The organism is Dyadobacter sp. Leaf189, assembly GCF_001424405.1.
Classification (GTDB): domain Bacteria; phylum Bacteroidota; class Bacteroidia; order Cytophagales; family Spirosomataceae; genus Dyadobacter.
Window position 1 is genome coordinate 1474534 of sequence record NZ_LMPS01000001.1, and the last position, 16554, is coordinate 1491087.

Annotated in this window: 16 protein-coding genes; 9 read left to right on the forward strand and 7 right to left on the reverse strand. The window is 46.6% G+C overall.

Annotated elements, in window-relative coordinates:
• The first annotated feature begins 15 nt into the window (after window positions 1-15).
• Complete coding sequence (locus ASG33_RS06205) at window positions 16-900, forward strand: sugar phosphate isomerase/epimerase (RefSeq protein WP_056281414.1); 885 nt, start codon at window positions 16-18, stop codon at window positions 898-900.
• Window positions 901-959: 59 nt separating this feature from the next.
• Here the strand turns inward: ASG33_RS06205 and atpH are convergent, their stop codons facing one another.
• The 6 genes from atpH to ASG33_RS06235 all read right to left on the reverse strand — a co-directional run bounded on the left by atpH (window position 960) and on the right by ASG33_RS06235 (window position 4178).
• Entirely contained in the window at window positions 960-1496 is a 537-nt protein-coding gene (gene atpH, locus ASG33_RS06210) for an ATP synthase F1 subunit delta (RefSeq protein ID WP_056281416.1), read from the reverse strand.
• Between the two features lie 14 nt (window positions 1497-1510).
• Window positions 1511-2005 (reverse strand): F0F1 ATP synthase subunit B, encoded by a 495-nt coding sequence (gene atpF, locus ASG33_RS06215; protein WP_229238574.1) that lies wholly within the window; start codon window positions 2003-2005, stop codon window positions 1511-1513.
• Window positions 2006-2133: 128 nt separating this feature from the next.
• Window positions 2134-2397 carry an ATP synthase F0 subunit C gene (gene atpE, locus ASG33_RS06220; protein WP_031525687.1) on the reverse strand — a complete coding sequence of 88 codons (264 nt, stop codon included), beginning with the start codon at window positions 2395-2397 and terminating at the stop codon, window positions 2134-2136.
• 44 nt (window positions 2398-2441) lie between these two features.
• Window positions 2442-3524: a F0F1 ATP synthase subunit A gene (gene atpB / locus ASG33_RS06225; RefSeq protein WP_056281420.1), complete on the reverse strand. Its 1083-nt coding sequence runs from the start codon at window positions 3522-3524 to the stop codon at window positions 2442-2444.
• Window positions 3525-3548: 24 nt separating this feature from the next.
• Window positions 3549-3908: a hypothetical protein gene (locus ASG33_RS06230; RefSeq protein ID WP_056281422.1), complete on the reverse strand. Its 360-nt coding sequence runs from the start codon at window positions 3906-3908 to the stop codon at window positions 3549-3551.
• A 21-nt stretch (window positions 3909-3929) separates the two neighbouring features.
• A complete protein-coding gene (locus ASG33_RS06235; protein WP_056281424.1) occupies window positions 3930-4178 on the reverse strand; it encodes an AtpZ/AtpI family protein in 249 nt (82 codons plus the stop codon).
• 135 nt (window positions 4179-4313) lie between these two features.
• Between ASG33_RS06235 and ASG33_RS06240 the strand changes: the two genes are divergently transcribed.
• From ASG33_RS06240 to uvrC, 4 genes are read left to right on the forward strand one after another with little or no spacing between them, the layout of a single operon-like run.
• Window positions 4314-6515, forward strand: a complete 2202-nt coding sequence (locus ASG33_RS06240) for a tetratricopeptide repeat protein (protein ID WP_056283362.1) — start codon at window positions 4314-4316, stop codon at window positions 6513-6515.
• A 51-nt stretch (window positions 6516-6566) separates the two neighbouring features.
• Entirely contained in the window at window positions 6567-8864 is a 2298-nt protein-coding gene (locus ASG33_RS06245; RefSeq protein ID WP_056281426.1) for a penicillin-binding protein 1A, read from the forward strand.
• A 19-nt stretch (window positions 8865-8883) separates the two neighbouring features.
• Entirely contained in the window at window positions 8884-10032 is a 1149-nt protein-coding gene (locus tag ASG33_RS06250; protein WP_056281428.1) for a glycerate kinase, read from the forward strand.
• Window positions 10033-10046: 14 nt separating this feature from the next.
• Window positions 10047-11855, forward strand: a complete 1809-nt coding sequence (gene uvrC / locus ASG33_RS06255) for an excinuclease ABC subunit UvrC (protein ID WP_056281430.1) — start codon at window positions 10047-10049, stop codon at window positions 11853-11855.
• On the opposite strand, the gene ASG33_RS06260 is transcribed toward uvrC, so the two are convergent.
• Window positions 11842-13065 carry an NAD(P)/FAD-dependent oxidoreductase gene (locus ASG33_RS06260; protein ID WP_056281432.1) on the reverse strand — a complete coding sequence of 408 codons (1224 nt, stop codon included), beginning with the start codon at window positions 13063-13065 and terminating at the stop codon, window positions 11842-11844. The two genes, uvrC and ASG33_RS06260, sit on opposite strands and share 14 nt — an antisense overlap.
• Before the next feature lie 111 nt (window positions 13066-13176).
• Between ASG33_RS06260 and ASG33_RS06265 the strand changes: the two genes are divergently transcribed.
• The 4 genes from ASG33_RS06265 to ASG33_RS06280 are packed head-to-tail and all read left to right on the forward strand — an operon-like array spanning window position 13177 to window position 16544.
• Window positions 13177-14229: a saccharopine dehydrogenase family protein gene (locus ASG33_RS06265; protein ID WP_056281438.1), complete on the forward strand. Its 1053-nt coding sequence runs from the start codon at window positions 13177-13179 to the stop codon at window positions 14227-14229.
• Between the two features lie 14 nt (window positions 14230-14243).
• Entirely contained in the window at window positions 14244-15782 is a 1539-nt protein-coding gene (locus ASG33_RS06270) for an aldehyde dehydrogenase family protein (RefSeq protein WP_409012501.1), read from the forward strand.
• 53 nt (window positions 15783-15835) lie between these two features.
• The gene (locus ASG33_RS06275) at window positions 15836-16102 is read left to right on the forward strand and encodes a PqqD family protein (RefSeq protein ID WP_056281440.1); all 267 of its coding nucleotides are present in this window, start codon (window positions 15836-15838) and stop codon (window positions 16100-16102) included.
• Between the two features lies 1 nt (window position 16103).
• Window positions 16104-16544, forward strand: coding sequence for a lasso peptide biosynthesis B2 protein (locus ASG33_RS06280; protein ID WP_056281441.1), 441 nt, complete (start codon window positions 16104-16106; stop codon window positions 16542-16544).
• The last annotated feature ends 10 nt before the right edge of the window (window positions 16545-16554 follow it).

Sequence of the window (16554 nt, forward strand, 5' to 3'; positions counted from 1 at the left end):
TTTACCAAATAACCGATGAATTACGACGAAAAGATTTCCAGGAAATCATTTATGAAGGCAAGCGCCCTGATGCTTGCTACGCCTATGTTATCTAAACTGAATTGGGAGTCGAAAGCTGCTTCCAAAATAGGTTTGCAACTGTACACGCTGCGCAATGAACTATCCAAGGATTTGCTCGGAACCCTCAAAAAGGTATCTGCTATCGGTTATAAGGAAGTGGAGCTTTTTGGTTATTCTGATGGGAAGTTCTTTGGAAAAACACCCAAGGAATTTAAAGCAATGCTGGGAGATCTTGGCTTGAACCCGGTAAGCGGACATTATGGAGCAGGTGTTGAGAATAAGACCGCCAAAGGCACACTCAGCAACAACTGGCAACAAGCTATCGACGATGCTGCTGAAATCGGCCAGAAGTATGCGGTATGCGCATACCTGACAGACAAGGAGCGGCAAAGCATTGATCAGTACAAGAGCTATGTTGATCTTTTTAATAAATCGGGTGAAGTAGCAAAGAAGGCAGGATTGCAGTTCGGCTATCACAATCATGATTTTGAATTCAAGAAAATTGACGGCCAGCTGCCTTACGAGCTGATTGCTTCCACAGATCCGAATCTCGTTAAGTTGGAACTGGATCTTTACTGGATCGTAAAAGCAGGTATGGATCCGGTTGATCTGTTCAAGAAGTATCCTGGCCGTTTCCCACTGTGGCACGTGAAGGATATGGATAAAACAGATCAGTCTTTCGCAGAAGTAGGTACCGGCTCCATTGACTTCAAAAAGATCTTTGATGCGCGAAAAACGGCTGGGCTGACGCACTTCTTTGTAGAGCAGGACGTAGCTAAAAGACCTCCTCTTGAAGCAATCGAGATAAGCTTCAAGAACGTGACCAAGATGAAAGTTTAAAACAAAAAAAGACCCGGCCGCATAGCAGCCGGGTCTTCCAAATTATGCAGATAAAAATTTCAGTTTACTAACTGTAATTTAAGCTCATTAAGCCTGCTTCTCAAAGACGCGTCGATCTGGCGGTCTTCAATGGTCAGGATATATCCTCCGATTAGGGCAGGATTGATTTTCTCAGCCAGCTGCACTGTTCTTCCCGTTTTCTCTTTAACGATTTCCTCAAACTGCTGACGCAGCTCTTCTGTCAAAGGAGTGGTTGTAGTAACAGTCGCCTTCTGAATGCCCTGGTAAAGGTTGTATGCTTTTATAAATTCGTTAGCGATCTCATCAAGGATCGACTCCCGGTTTTTCTTTGTAATAATATTAAAGATCGCGTAAGACACGGGGTTCACGCGGCTTTCGAAAAGTGCTTTCAGTATACCTGATTTCTTTTCGTGACGCACAACAGGGCTTTTCAATGCAAGCATTAAACCTCTGTTTTTGTCGGCTGTATCTTTGAACAAAAGCATATCCTGGTAAACTGCTTCAAGCACATTCTGCTCTTTAGCGAGTTCAATCAGCGATTTTGCATATCTGGAAGCTACTATACTTACTGACATCGGAAATCAATGGTTTAATTAAGACGTGCAGAAGAAGCAAGTTCCGCGATCAATTTTTCCTGAGCTTCCTTGTCTTTCAATTCGCGCTGCAAGACTTTTTCAGCGATTTCAAGAGAAAGTGTAGCAACTTCTTTTCTGATTTTTGCTACGGCAACCTGTTGTTCGTTGCGGATCGATTCGCGTGCGCCTTCGATCATTTTCTGTGCTTCCACAGCTGCTTTGTCTTTTGATTCTGCAATGGTGCGATCGGCTGCATCTTTCGCGTCGCGGAGGATCTGGTCGCGAACTGCATTGGCTTCTGCGATCAGTTTTTCGTTATCAGATTTCAACTGAACCATTTCAGCACGGGTTCTTTCCGCCAGGTCCAATGCACCCTGAATTTCGTTTTCACGGTCTTTAAGTCCTTTGATGATCGGTTTCCAGGCAAATTTGGCAAGGATGAAAACCACCAGTAAGAATACTACCAGCATCCAGAAGATAAGACCTGGGTTTGGAGTAAGCAATGACATAGAATAATGAGTTTAAGTGTAAGTAGCTCTCTTTTTTCAAAAGTCGTGGAAGCCTAATGCTTCCACGAAATGGTTTCTTTTACTTCTCAGCCTAATGCAGTTGAAGTAAGGACAATGTCCCGATTCGATTAAAGCTTGAACGAGATCAGCAGACAGATAACCGCCGCGAACAACGCTACCGCTTCAATAAGAGCCGCGATGATAAGCATTGCAGTCTGGATAGCACCAGCAGCTTCTGGCTGACGAGCGATACCTTCAACAGCGCTACCACCGATTTTACCGATACCAAGACCAGCACCGATTGCAGCAAGACCAGCGCCGATTGCAGCACCGAAAACAGCAAGACCAGCACCGCTCTGCTCAGCAGCTTGAAGCAAAATTTGAAGCAACATAATTGTGTTTGTTTAAAATATAATTGATAAAAAGAGATTCAGAATCAATGTCCGTGGTCTGCGTGGCTATGTTCTTCAATAGCGCTGCCGATGTACATGGACGACAAAAGAGTAAAGATAAATGCCTGGATAAACGCTACCATGATCTCGATAAAGTTTAGGAACAAGGCGAAAAGCGAAATAACCGGCGCGATCATAAAGCTTTGGAAAATAAAGATCAGACCGAAAAGGCTTAAAAGGATAATGTGGCCTGCTGTAATGTTGGCGAAAAGCCGCACCATTAAAGAGAATGGTTTCATAAACACACCCACAATCTCAACCGGAATCATTATCAGCAACAATGGAATAGGTACGCCGGTCGGTCTTACAAGGTGTTTGTAATAGTTGCCGTTCGCATTCAGGTGAACAACAATGAATGTCAGCACCGCCAGTGTCATCGTTACTGCGATATTACCTGTCAGGTTGGCAGATCCGGGAAGCAGACCCATGATATTGTTGATCAATATGAAGAAGAACAATGTAAGCAGGTAAGGCAGGTACTTTTCATATTTGGGACCTACGTTAGGCTTTACAACTTCGTCGCGGATAAAGAGGATAATTACCTCCATGGCCGACTGAAAGCCTCTTGGCGCTCTTCTGCTGTTGTTTTTATAGAATTTGGCGATGCTCGTAAAAATGAGGATCAGGATCACTGCGCTGAGCAGCATGGAAGCGACGTTCTTCGTAATGGAGAAGTCGTAGATTTTACGGGATTCATCAACCGGGACGATTTGTTCTGAATCGCCGTGAACCAGGTGATATCCGTTGTATTCGTGGTGGTCGTTGTGGAAATTGGATGAAGAGAATACTTCAATTCCGCGATCAGCTGAGTAAAGGATCACTGGCAGAGGTATCACTACGCCATGCGTGATTTCCCACTCGTGAGAGTCGGCAATGTGGTGCATGATCATCTCGCCGATATTGAACTTCTCCTCTGACTCTTCAAGCTTATGTTCAATTTCGTGCTCTTGCTCGTTGATGCTTTCGGTCACCTTTTCACCCTCGTGCTGAGCCCGAGTCGGAGCGCTGAAAAGGCAGGTAGTAGCTACCAGGGCAATTGTAAAAAAACGTCTGATATGGATATACATAAATGCTTGAAATACTATGCTTTGTCAATCGCGGCGCAAGTTACAATACAAACCATATATTTCAAAACATGTGTAAAATAAATAGAGTGCAAAAAAATTGATAATGAATAGGAATGAATTACTTAGCCCCTGATATAAAAAGAAGGCAATGAAAACGAGACACAGTATAATGCGGGCAACGATGGAAGAAATGTAAAAAGTGACAAATTTCTCCCGGTTGTTTCTTAATCCTATCTCCATGAGCCGGTGGCCCAGAAAAGAGAGCCCCAGGAAAAAGATCAGAATGTACCATATATAAGGGTGGAGCAGGGTATCTCCGCCAAAGTGCTTAACAAGGAATAATGCAATTCCTAAAATGAGGGTGGCAAGTAAAGTACGTAGCATCAGGCTGACTGGGTGAAAGGCTCAGGACTTTGAAAAGCTTCTGATCAGCATGTAAAGCGAGCCGGCTATTGAGGTAAGTGAAAGAACCAGCGTCCATACAGGTACCTCGTTTTGCTGGTATTCGTCCAGTTTGTAACCGCCCCAGGTAAACAGCAGAATGGTCCCCAGCATTTGCGTGGCCAGTCCGGAATATTTCAGGAATTTGGAAGATTGGTTTTTAACTGACTGTTTCCCCCCTTTTTCCCCCGATGTGCTGCTGTCGCTGTCCATACCGCTGATTGATAATATTGCGGTAAAATTGCTCCAATTTTCACAAATGCCGCTATCTTCGATACGGTTTTATTTAAATATCCGTTTTAGTTTTGCTTGTTACAAGAAGATCAGACCACCCCTAAAAGCTGCTTTGTGATCGACGTTATTGCCTTTCATATCCGAAAAATCACTTCTTTCCTTATTCTGACTGTGCTGATCGCGGGGTGTTCGCAGTTCAGCAACAGGCCGGGAGCTGTGAACTTCCATAACATTTCGGCAAGGTATAATGCATACTTTATGGCCGAACAGGATATGCTTGAAGCCGAGTACGAGATGAAAAAGGCTTTCAAGGAAGATTATAACCAGCTGCTCCCCATTCTCCTTCCGATGGATTCGGTTCTCGCGCTTCCTGTCAAGCCAAAATTGGAAGACGCAATCAAAAAAGCTTCCATTGTTGCAGAAAAACATCAGAATAGCAAGTGGCTTGATAATAGCTACATTCTTTTGGGTAAATCGCGGCTTTACCTCGGGCAATGGGCCGACGGTCTGGAAGCGCTCCGGTATGTGTATGCCAATGGACGCGACGAGAATGACAAAAACAATGCGCTTATCCTTTTAATGCGCGCCTATATCGAGCAAAAAGACTACTCAAATGCATTGGGCGTGGCAGAGCACCTGAGCCAGCAGCCGCTTAACAAATCAGCAATTCGCGAGTTTTATCTAACCAAAGCATATCTCCATCAGCAAAACGGAGAGTACCTTACCTCAGTGGCAATCCTGGAAGAGACATTCCCGCTGTTGAAAAAATCAATAGAAACGGCGCGGATCCATTTCGCAGCTGCGCAGATGTACGATCGGCTTGGTCAGTATGCTCTGGCCAATAAGCATTACAGGGGAGTTTCTAAAAACCGGCCATCTTACGATCTGGGCTTTTATTCCTCCATGAATTCCCTGCAAAATGAGGTAGTACTCAATCCTAAGAAAGACCTGAGCTCAGTTGGTTTTGACAGAATGTTGCGTGACAGGAAAAATGACGATTTACGTGACAGGATCTACTTTACAATGGGTTTGCTGGCAGAGCACCGCAAGCAAGTGCCGGAAGCTGTTGGTTACCTGCAAAAATCAGCCGCTGCTTCCAAAGGAAATATGCAGCAAAAGGCATATACCTATTTGCAGCTGGCCCGCATTAACTATGAAGCCCTTGAAAATTTTGAAGTCTCGAAATCATACTACGATAGCGCGCTGGTAATCCTCCCGAAAGAGGCGCCTGAATACAGACTGGTTGCTGACAGGAAGCGCGCATTGGACAGCTTCGTCTCGCAATACGCAATTGTGACAATGCAGGACAGTTTGCAAAAGCTGGCCGCCATGAATCCCGCAGCACTTGATAACAAGATCGACGCGATCATTGAAGCCAATGAAAAGTTGCGCATTGAGGAAGAAGAAAAGGCCAGGAAAGCAATGCTCGCTGCGAACAATGTAAATAATCAAGCAGCCTCGAACCCGCTTGTAAGTGGAAACGAGCGCAGATGGGAGTTGTACGATCCTGCATTGATGAATCAGGGTAAGATAGATTTTAAGAGAATCTGGGGGAACCGGCCGCTGGAAGACGACTGGCGCCGGAGTAATCGTCCATTGCAGGCAGTGTCCAATAATCCCGCCTCCACTGCTGACGACAGTACCGCGTTGGCAAGTACTGCGCCTGTTGATCAAAGCATGAAAAAAGGGACGCCCGAATGGGAGGCAGCGCATGATTTATTGAAAAAGAATGTTCCGCTTACCGAGCCGCAAATGGCTGAGTCGCGGCATGCGAAAGAAGATGCGCTGTATAATCTTGGTAAAATTTACCGCTTTGACCTGAAAGAACCTGGCCGCGCCATTTCCACATTCGACAGAATGCTTGCTGAATATCCCCAAACCCAGTACAAGGATGAAATTTACTACCTGCTTTATCTGAGCTATGAGGAAGATAATCAAACCAGGGCTGCGTGGAAGAATAAGCTGCTGACCGAATATCCAAATTCCACTTACGCCAGGCTGGTGAACAAATCCAGTGAAGCTGCTGGAAATTCGGGTAATCCGATTAAAGAATATGAAGCTGTATATCAGCTGTATGCGAGCGGTAATTACACCAAAGCGCTTGAAGATATTGAACGTAACCTGCCTGCTTATAAAGGGGGAGCAATGGAAGATAAGTTTGCTTTACTGCGTGTTTTCCTGATCGGAAAAGTAAGGGGCAAAGAAGCTTACGGACAGGCTATTACTGAATTCATGCGATTATACCCTGCCAGCATCTACCTGCCACGACTGAAAGAAATGCAGGAATTCAATTCTGTTTCGATGGGAAAAAGATAATTTCCCCGAAATCATATCTTTGTAAGTTTTCAATACCAAATCCCACATCTAATGATTGAGTTACAACCCGGAAAATATCGTCGCACCATTATACGCTTATGGAAGTATGTGGCACTGGGACTGGGTCTGATTATCCTTTATATTGTTGCTGTAAGCTTTAACTTTTTCTGGCTTTTTGGTGGAATGCCGGATTTAAAGATCCTGGAAAACCCGAAAAGCGAACTCGCTTCCGAGCTGATCAGCGAGGATGGAAAGTCTCTTGGTAAGTACTTTTTCGAAAACCGTACACAGATCGATATTTCCCAGATTTCACCTAATCTGATCGACGCATTGGTTGCTACTGAGGACGCGCGTTTTGTAAACCACTCCGGGATCGACCCAAGAAGTTTGTTGCGTGTATTCAAAGGAGTTGTTTCGGGTAATTCAAGTTCAGGGGGAGGTAGTACCCTCACGCAGCAGGTTGCCAAAAACCTTTTCAATACAAGGTCTGAGGAGTATGAAGGATTATTAGGTAAAATTCCGGGAATCAGGATCGTGATCGCGAAGACCAAGGAATGGGTACTTGCCGTAATTCTTGAAAGAAAGTATACAAAGCAGGAGATCATGCAAATGTATCTCAACACTGTTTCTTTCGGTAATAACACTTATGGTATCAAAGTGGCTGCCAAAACCTACTTTGACAAGGAAGCCTGGGACCTGAATGTAACGGAGGCCGCCTTACTCGTGGGAATGCTTCAAAATCCAACGCTTTTTAATCCGCTTCGTTTCCCAACCAATGCGACCAACCGCCGCAATACGGTACTGGCGCAAATGATGAAGTACGAGTACATCCCGGAAGAGGATTTTTTGAGATATAAGGAAAAACCGCTTGGCCTCAACTTCACCGTCGACAGTCACAATACTGGATTGGCGCCTTACTTCCGCGAGTCAATGCGGAACTACCTCAAAAGCTGGGTTAAGATCTACAACGAAGAGCACGATAAGGATTACGATTTGTATACCAGTGGTTTACGTATTTACACGACCATCGATTCAAGAATGCAGCGCTATCAGGAAGATGCTTTAAAAGAGCACATGAAAGAACAGCAGCGGCTTTTTGACGAACACTGGAAAGGCAGAAACCCGTGGACTTTTGACAATGGGAAAGAGATACCTGGATTTTTGGTGTCGGCAGCTAAGAAAACGCCGCATTTCATATCCCTGAAAAGAGACCTGGGTGAAGAAGAAGCCTGGAAAATCATGCGCAAACCTTACAAAATGAAGGTTTTTACGTGGAATGGAGAGAAAGAGGTGATGATGAGCCCGATGGATTCAATTGCTTATTACAAACGCTTTTTGCGCGCAGGTATGATGTCAATGGACCCGCGGAACGGACATGTGAAAGCCTGGGTAGGTGGTATCAATTTCAAATACTTTAAATATGACCACGTAAAGCAGGGTTCACGCCAGCCAGGCTCCACGTTCAAGCCCTTTGTTTATGTTTCTGCGTTGGATAAGAGCTTCCTGACACCTTGCGATCATGTAACGGATCAGCCCATTTATTTTGGTCCTTCCGACGGGGTTCCCGGCGGTTGGTCTCCGAAGAACTCTAATAACAAATACTCTTACCAGGCACTTTCGCTGCGCCAGGCACTCGGAAAATCGGTGAACACAGTCAGTGCCTATCTGATGAAAATGGTCCGGCCGAAAACGGTTGTGGAGTATGCCCATAAACTGGGAATCACCAGTGACTTACAGGCGGTACCTTCACTCTGTCTGGGTATCAGCGATGTTTCTGTTTATGAGATGGTGGGCGCTTATTGTGCATTTGCAAATGGGGGGCACCGTACGGAGCCGATGACGATCCTGCGAATCGAGGACCGCTATGGTAACGTTTTACAAGAGTTCTTTCAGAAGCAAAATCAGGAGATCAGTGAAAATATGGCATATAATATGCTTTACCTCATGCGCGGCGCAGTTGAAGATCCGGGTGGAACAGCTGGCCGACTCAGACAATGGGGTGTAACAGAAGGTAACGAAATCGCTGCGAAAACGGGAACTACCTCAAACTATTCCGATGGTTGGTTCATGGGTATGACGCAAAATCTTGTTACTGGTATCTGGGTTGGGGGAGAAGATCGTGCGATCCACTTCCGTACCATTGCATTAGGTCAGGGTGGCCGGATTGCGATGCCCGCCTGGGGGATGTATATGAAGAAAGTGTATGCCGACCAAACACTTGTACAATACAGAAAAGGCCCATTCAACAAACCTGAAAACTACGTCAGGGAATGCGGTAATGTATCTATGGATAGTACCGACACCTATGTTCCGCCATCCAGATCTGACGACGAGGGCGTTTTGTTTTAATCCTCAAAACTGGAAAGCATTGAATATTCTCGTTGCACCCGATAAGTTTCGTGGTTCGCTCGAAGCGGACGAGGTATGCAATGCAATCCGTGCGGGTATTTTGCTTGCCTATCCGGATGCGAATGTAACCACAGTACCGCTTGCCGACGGAGGAGAGGGGACAGCACAGATCCTGACAAAGCAGGCTGGTGGTACACGAATTGAGGTCAAAGTCTCTGACCCACTGGAACGCGAGGTAACCGCTTCTTATGGACTTTCTGCTGATAGTGAGGTTGCATTCATTGAAATGGCTGCGGCATCGGGCTTGAAGTTACTTTCGGAAAATGAGCGTAATCCGCTGCTCACAACTACATTTGGTACCGGTGAACTGATCCTTGATGCATTGAACCGGGGTGTCAAGAAGATTATTCTGGGAATTGGCGGCAGTGCTACAACCGACGGCGGCATCGGGCTGGCTGCTGCACTCGGTTTTCGGTTTTTTGATAAAAACAATAAAATGCTGGGAGTCAATGGAGGCAATTTGTCCCTGATCGACCGCATTGAAACTGCCAATGCAGATCCCAGGTTAAGCGCTGTATCCATTGTAGTCGCATGCGATGTTTCAAATCCTCTATTTGGAACCAATGGAGCAGCTTATGTATATGGTCCGCAAAAAGGCGCGACCGCTGAAATGGTGGAAGTGCTTGACAATGGATTAAGAAATGTGGCCGACGTAGCTAGCAAAACCTTCGGTCGGGATTACAGCGAGGTACCTGGCGCCGGTGCTGCCGGCGGGCTTGGCGCAGGTTGCATGTGGTTTTTGAATGCTGAATTGAGAGACGGAGTCAGCATTGTAATCGACCAGAGTAATATCGTCGAGCTGATCAAGCAAGCTGATCTCGTCATTACCGGCGAAGGAAAGATTGATGAACAAACACTGAGCGGAAAGGTAGTAAAAGGATTGGCGGACTTCTGTCAGCAGTATCAGGTACCTCTTGCCGCGGTGTGCGGTACCCTTCAAATCACCCCGGAACAAACCCGCGACGCAGGTATTACGTACGCGGTTTCTGTTTTGGATAGACCAATGAACCTGGATGTTGCCCAAAATGAGGCATTCAGGTTGGTAAGAGACGCAACTTTTCAATTGGTACGCTTGTTTTTTGCCAATACCAGATCTGATTTTTCCTGAGTATCTTTTATTAAATGTCCGAATTCAACTATAAGGAAGAGCTTTCAAAGATTCCGAACGATCCCGGAGTTTACCGGTATTTTGACGAAACGGGAACGGTGATTTATGTGGGGAAAGCTAAAAACCTGAAAAGCAGAGTTTCCAGTTATTTCCTGAAATCCAACCAACACGATCGCAAGACGAGACGACTTGTAAGTCAGATCAGAAGGATCGAGTACACCATTGTGCTAAGTGAATGGGACGCGCTGCTGCTGGAAAACCAGTTGATCAAACAGTTGCAGCCTAAATTTAACATTCTTCTCAAAGACGATAAAACTTATCCGTTTATCTGCATTACCGACGAGCCTTTTCCAAGGGTTTTTCCGACGCGTAATATGGATCGGGGCAAAGGTACTTACTACGGTCCTTTCGCAAATCTGAGGTCAATGCACACGCTGCTTGACATGTTCAAGTCGCTGTATCAGATCAGGTCCTGTCAACTTCCGCTCACCAAACCGAATATCGAAGCAAGGAAATTTAAGGTTTGTCTTGAATACCATATTGGCAATTGTAAAGGCCCGTGCGAAGGTCTGCAAACGGAGCCCGAATACAATGCAGAGATAGAGCAGGTACACAATATCCTAAAAGGCAACCTGTCGTCCCCGCAGCAATACTTCAAGGAGAAAATGCTTGCTGCGGCAGAGCAAATGGCGTTTGAGAAAGCGCATGCGTGGAAGACCAAGATTGAACATCTTTCTAATTTCCAGAGTAAAGCGACGGTTATCAATCCACGTATCGGGAATATCGATGTGCTGACGATCGTGTCTGATGAAGAGGCTGCATACCTTAATTTTATGAAGATAAAACAGGGGTATATGGTGGCTACACAGACGGTCGAGGTGAAGAAAAAGCTGGACGAAAGCGACCGCGATATACTGGCAATGATGATCATCGAAATGCGCAGTACTTACGGTGCAGAGGCCCGGGAGCTGATTTCGAATGTGAAGCCTGATCTTGAAATGCGGCTTGAAGTAACCGTTCCGCAGATCGGCGACAAGAAGAAGCTGCTGGATATGTCAATGAAAAACGTGATGTATTTTCGCAGGGAAAAGGCGGAGCGCCGGGAAGTGGAAGCTTCTGCTACCTCGTCTAAAAAAGACAGGGTACTGATTCGTTTGAAGACTGATTTACAGCTGAAAAGCCTGCCAAGACACATTGAATGCTTTGATAACTCCAACATTCAGGGTACTAATCCGGTAGCGGCTATGGTTTGTTTCAAAGAGGGGAAACCTTCCAAGAAAGACTACCGGCATTTTAATATCAAAACGGTGATCGGACCCAATGACTTTGCGTCCATGAATGAGGTTGTGAGCAGGCGCTACCTGCGGTTGATCGCTGAGGAGCAGCCGCTGCCAGATCTGATTGTGATAGATGGAGGTAAGGGGCAGCTTGGAGCAGCCTGTGATGCATTGAAAAGTCTGGGTATTTACGGTCAGATTCCTATAATAGGTATTGCGAAGCGTTTGGAAGAGATCTATTTTCCGGAAGATTCACTACCGCTTTATATTGATAAAAAGTCGGAGTCACTCAAACTGATCCAGCAGATACGCGACGAAGCCCACCGTTTTGCAATCACTTTCCACCGTGACAAGCGTAGCAAGGGAAGCCTGATCAGTGAACTGGAAGGAGTTGTTGGCGTAGGGAAGGTCACTGCCGCGAAGCTCTTAAAGCATTTTGGCTCGGTGCGCGGCATTCGCGAAAGCTCATTGGAAACCCTCACCGAACTTGTGGGGTTAGATCGCGCCAGGAAAGTGCGGGCCTACTTCGATGCTATGGCTGAGTAAGGCCGATGTTTTTGCCTGCGATGTAGCCGGTTGTCCACGCGTTCTGAAAGTTGAACCCGCCTGTGATACCGTCTACGTCCATTACTTCCCCTGCGAAGTACAATCCACTTACAGAGCGGCTTTGCAATGTTTCAGGATCAATGTCTGTCAGCGAAATACCGCCGCAAGTCACGAATTCTTCCTTGAAGGTCGTTTTTCCACTTACTGCAAACTGGCTGTTTGTAAGTACTTCTGTGAGACGATTTAGGTTTTTGTGGCTCGCATCTCCCCATTTCAGTGTTTCAGGAATTTCCACCATTTCAGTAAAAGCTTTCCAAAGCCGGAGCGGCAAGCCAAACCTTGCATTGGAGACTACCTGCTGTTTCGGTGTTTTGGTTTTTTCATTGATCAGGAATTCGCGCACCTGCTGTTCATTCAATTCAGGTAACCAGTTGACCCTGCACCCGAATTCATAATTCTTCTCAGCCAGTTCGCGGGCCCCCCAGGCTGAAAGCTTCAGAACGGCCGGCCCGCTGAGGCCCCAGTGTGTGATCAGTAATGGACCACGCCACTCGTATTTGGTACCCGAGATTTTGACAACCGTATCCTGAACTGAAACACCTGCAAGCGGAAGCAGGAAATTTTGAGGTGTATTGAATGTAAAAAGCGAGGGTACTGGCGAAATGATCTCGTGGCGGTGCGTTTCGAGCCAGTCAAAACTGCTTAGCCGGGGATAGCCTCCGGTGGCTATGAGCAGCCTGTCGGCCTTTAAAACTTGACTATCTGCCAAATGCAGTTCGAAGCCTTCCGGAGTGGATATAAATGAATCCACCGTGGTACTTGTTCTGATTTCAATATTTAGCTGGCGTGCAGTCCGGAGCAGACATTCAATGATGGTGTGGGAAGAATCCGTTACCGGGAACATTCTTCCGTCCGCCTCCGTCTTCAACTTGACACCTTTTTTTTCAAACCAATTTACGGTTGCATTCGCGTCAAATCGGGGCAGCAGTTTTCGCAGCAGCTTTTCGCCGCGTGGATAATTTTTAATAAAAAACCGGAGATCGGAAGGGTTGTGAGTCACATTGCAGCGACCCCCGCCCGAGATCCTAACCTTGTTCAAAACGGTCCTGTTCTTTTCTAAAATGACAATTCTTGCCTCCGGGAATGTCTCAGCGGCGGTAATTGCCGCCATAAATCCGGAAGCGCCTCCACCAACAATTGCTATCTGCATCGTAATAGTTTGATCATGCAAAAATGAAATGTAAGTTTTAAAAACTGCAATTTCTTTTCATATCTTTCAAAAACCTTCAAATAATTTAACTAAAACCCGTCAAAACTATACATGCAAAAAATTCTCGTTATCGGTTTAGGTAAAGTTGGCTCGCTGGCGGGAACACTGTTGAGCAAGCGCTTTGATGTGACAGGTGTGGATAAAGCCTCGCCTGCGTTGGTGCTCCCGTTTCCTGTACTTTCAGGTGATGTGAATGATCCTGAAAAATTGGATCAGTTAATGAGCGGTCAGGATGCTGTTGTGTCGTGTATGCCTTACAATCTCAATCTGCCGATTGCCCGCAAAGCTTATGAGCACGGCATCCATTATTTCGATCTTACGGAAGATGTTGGTACCACAGCAGCCATTCGCGAGCTGGCCAAAGACAGCAGCAACGTATTCGCTCCGCAGTGCGGCCTGGCGCCCGGGTTCATCGGGATTGTAGGAATGGATCTTGCAAAGAAATTCACAAGGCTGCGTGATATGGAGCTGCGTGTGGGTGCATTGCCACGTTACCCAAACGGATTAATGGGCTATTCTTTTACCTGGTCGCCGGCGGGCGTCGTGAATGAATACATTAATGATGCGGAAGTTATTCATAACGGTGTCAGGAAAATGGTACCCTCTTTAGAAGGTATTGAAATGATCAATATCGAAGGTCAGGAGTTTGAAGCATTCAGTACTTCCGGCGGCCTCGGTACCATGTGTGAAACGCTGGAAGGCAAGCTGGATACGCTCAATTACAAGACGATCCGTTACCCGGGACATTGTAGTCTGATGAAGTTCATGCTCTATGAACTTTGCTTGAAAGACAAGCGCGAGCTCGTCGAACAGATCCTGACAGAAGCCAAACCGCCCGTTCAGCAGGATGTAGTGTACGTGTATGCAGTGGTGGAAGGCTGGAAAGACAACCGGCTCGAACGCGAGGAGTTTTATAAGGCATATCACCCGATCGAGATTGACGGGATACATTGGCGGGCAATTTCCTGGACTACGGCGGCATCCATAGCGGCAGTAGTGGAAATGGTAGCAGATGGCATTCTTCCGCAAACGGGTTTTATCAGGCAGGAAGATATTCTTCTGAGCGATTTTCTTGCAACCCAAAACGGCCGCTTTTTCCTTTAAAACGCTTTTCTAAAATGATTGATATAAGATCTGTATTAAACAAGCTGGATATACAGCCACTAAACAATGGCATTACAACCGGTCAGAAAAGCTGGACGGGCGATGGCGACGTCATTGAATCCATTTCACCAGTTGATGGTAAAAAGATCGCCGGAGCCAATCAGGCAGAGCGGAGCGATTACGATCAGGTAGTGAAAAAGGCAGAAGAGGCATTCAGGATTTGGAGAATGCTGCCTGCGCCTAATCGTGGCGAGATCGTGCGGCAAATGGGCGACGCGCTTCGAAATGCCAAGACCGAGCTGGGTACGCTTGTCAGCTATGAAATGGGTAAAAGCTTGCAGGAGGGCCTCGGGGAGGTTCAGGAAATGATCGATATTTGTGATTTTGCCGTCGGGTTATCGCGCCAGCTTTACGGGCTGAGTATGCATAGCGAGCGGCCACAGCACCGGATGTTTGAACAATGGCATCCGCTTGGTATCGTCGGGATCATTTCTGCATTCAACTTCCCCGTAGCTGTGTGGTCCTGGAATGCGATGCTGGCTTGGGTCTGCGGCAATGTTTGTATATGGAAACCTTCGGAAAAAACACCGCTTACAGCTCTGGCTTGTCAGAATATCATCCAGTCCGTCCTGAAAAACAACGAGGTACCCGAGGGGGTATCCTGCGTGATCGTAGGCGGGCGCGAAGCAGGGGAATGGATCGCTTCCGATACGCGTGTGGCTTTGGTATCTGCTACAGGAAGTACGAGAATGGGAAAAGCGGTGGCGGAGGCAGTAGGGCGCAGACTTGGAAAAAGTATCCTGGAACTGGGCGGTAACAATGCGATTATTGTTACTCCGCACGCGGACGTCAACCTCGCCATTCCGGGCATTGTCTTCGGAGCAGCCGGAACTGCGGGCCAGCGATGCACTTCGACGCGGCGCGTACTTGTACAGGACAGTATTTATGAAGAAGTAAAATCCCGGCTTGTTCGCGCATATGGTCAACTGAAAATCGGAAATCCGCTTGATGCCGGGAATCACGTCGGCCCATTGATCGACTTGCAGGCTGTTGAACGATACAATGGTACTATTCAGAACTTGAAAGAAGCAGGGGCGCAATTTGCCGTAGAGCCAGGTATTCTGGAAGGTGAAGGGTTCAGTTCAGGCTGCTATGTTAAGCCCTGTATTGTAGAAGTTGACAACAACTGGCCCATTGTTCAGCACGAAACATTTGCGCCTATCCTGTATCTGATCAGGTACACTACCCTGGAAGAGGCGATTGCAATGCAGAATGATGTACCGCAAGGTTTGTCTTCCGCTATTTTTACATTAAACATCAGAGAATCAGAACTGTTCCTGTCACAGGCAGGCTCCGACTGCGGCATTGCGAATGTCAACATCGGTACGTCGGGGGCAGAGATCGGCGGTGCATTTGGTGGTGAAAAGGAGACAGGCGGTGGGAGAGAATCAGGATCGGATGCCTGGAAAGCCTACATGCGCCGGCAGACCAACACCGTTAACTACGGCAGCACGCTTCCATTGGCGCAGGGAATAAAGTTTGAGATTGACTGAGTAAAATTTTTAACTTTGTACAAACGGCACATTATACTTTTTCAATTCCCTTCATGAAATATCAATTAACCTCAGATCAGATTTCGTCAAAAGTAGCGGGTGAAACCGTTATTCTCAATCACAACAAAGGCGCCTATTATGGCCTGGACGAAGTTGGAGTGCTGATCTGGGATACGCTTGAAAAAGGGCCGCAGACAATTGACGAACTGTGTGATGTAGTGGTAAGCGAGTATGACATCGATCTTGATACCTGTAAAAATGATGTCGATACTTTGCTGAAAGATCTGATATCTGAAAAGCTGGTTGAAACTGTGAAATAAGTTGGGAAAGCTGCGCAGATTTTTTGGTAAATGGCAAAGCCTGAGTAACTCCGGTAAGCTGATCTTTGTAAAAGCGACCGCTTGTCTGTTGCTGGTGAAGGCCGGACTTTCATTGCTCCCATTTGCTACATTCAGAAAGCTTTTCCACCGGTTAACCAGTACGAAAACGGTGGAGGAAAAATCCAAAGCGGAGATAGACCAGGTTGTTTGGGCCGTGGATACTGCCGCGAATTTATTGCCAATTGAGCTGTTATGCCTCCCTCGCGCGCTTGCCACCAAGTTTCTGCTTCGTAAAATTCCTGCATTAACACTTGAAATCGGTTTCGAAATCAACCCTGCCAAATCCTTTGAAGCCCACGCGTGGGTTGAGCGTAATGGACATATCATCATAGGCGACTGGCCTGACGCGATTTCATACAAGCGTCTCTGGGTTTGGGAATGAGCTAACCTAA